Here is a 1,428-nt window from a genome sequence, read left to right on the forward strand (position 1 = left end):
TACTCCAGCAGGAGATCCGTTCTGACCTGCTGTGGCGGTGTGGTTTTGTCCGTGGGCATGGAGCAGCCACCGCTGAGTCTCGTGGTTGTGTGGACCAAAGATGCGGCGGTGGCTGCCGCCTACAGAGTAGACGCCCACCGATGGTCTGGGCTGTTTGACGAGCTGATGGACGTGGTCGGGTCGCGCTTCGGCCGGCCTGAGCCGCGCCGGCGGGTGCGGGACTTCATGGCCGGGTTGCTGGCGCCGCTGCCGACGAAGAACTGTTGGACGATCGCGGAACACGCTGGTGACGACGGGCCTGGTGGGATGCAGGACCTGATCGGTCGGGCCAGGTGGGACGACGCTGGAGTCCGCGCTGATGTGCGGGATTTCGTCGCGGTCAAGCTCGGGCATCCGGACGGGGTGCTGCTGATCGACGAGACCGGTGACCTGAAGAAGGGCGTGCACACCGTCGGGGTGCAACGGCAGTACTCCGGCACCGCCGGGAAGATCGAGAACTGTCAGCTCGCGGTGCATCTGTCCTATGCCTCACCAGCCGGGCACACCCTGGTCGACGTCGCTCTCTACCTGCCGAAGTCCTGGGCCGACGACCCGGCGCGCCGGGTCGAGGCGGGGGTGCCCGACACCGTCGGCTTCGCCACGAAACCGCAGCTGGCACGCCGGCTGATCGACACCGCCCTGGCCGGCGGGCTGCCCTGCCGATGGGTTGCCGGCGACGAAGCCTACGGCGGTGACCCGCACCTGGCCGCGGCGTTACGCGACCATCGACTCGGTTACGTCCTCGCGGTCGCCTGCTCGCACCGAGTCCCGACCGGACTGGGCATCCAGCGAGCGGACCAGATCGCCACCGGCCTCCCGACTCGGGCGTGGCAGCGGATCTCCGCCGGCCAGGGGGCGAAAGGGCACCGCTACTACGACTGGGCGTTCGTCACCCTGCCCCTGGCCGCCGACAAACACCACGGTCACCACTGGCTGCTGGTCCGGCGCAACCGCACCACCGGTGAGCTGGCGTTCTACCGCTGCTGGTCACCCCACCTCGTGCCGCTGCATCACCTGGTCGCCGTCGCCGGCCGACGGTGGAGCATCGAGGAATCGTTCCAAGCCACCAAGACCGGGCTCGGCCTGGACCAACACCAACACCGCCGCTGGCGAGCCTGGCACCGCTGGACCACCCTCGTCATCGCCGCTCACGCGTTCCTCGCTGCCGCCGCAGCGGCCAGCACCACCACCCCGGACGGCCTGATTCCGATCACCGTCAACGAACTCCGACGGCTGTTCCACGCCCTGGTCATCGAACCCGCCCGACGCGTCGGCGACGTCATCGCCTGGTCCATCTTCCGACGCCAGCACCAAGCCGAAGCCAAGATCAGCCACTACGCCCGACAAGCCCTCACAGAGCCCTGAAACGGATCTCCTGCTGGAGTACTA

Annotated in this window: 1 protein-coding gene; it reads left to right on the forward strand. The window is 68.3% G+C overall.

Features of this window, described 5'->3' with window-relative positions; all coding sequences use genetic code 11:
- Positions 1–165: 165 nt before the first annotated feature.
- Complete coding sequence (locus ACLQ3F_RS31590; protein ID WP_425853357.1) at positions 166–1,404, forward strand: IS701 family transposase; 1,239 nt, start codon at positions 166–168, stop codon at positions 1,402–1,404.
- Positions 1,405–1,428 lie beyond the last annotated feature (24 nt).

Origin of the sequence: Micromonospora sp. DT15 (assembly GCF_049841475.1) — a bacterium.
Classification (GTDB): domain Bacteria; phylum Actinomycetota; class Actinomycetes; order Mycobacteriales; family Micromonosporaceae; genus Micromonospora.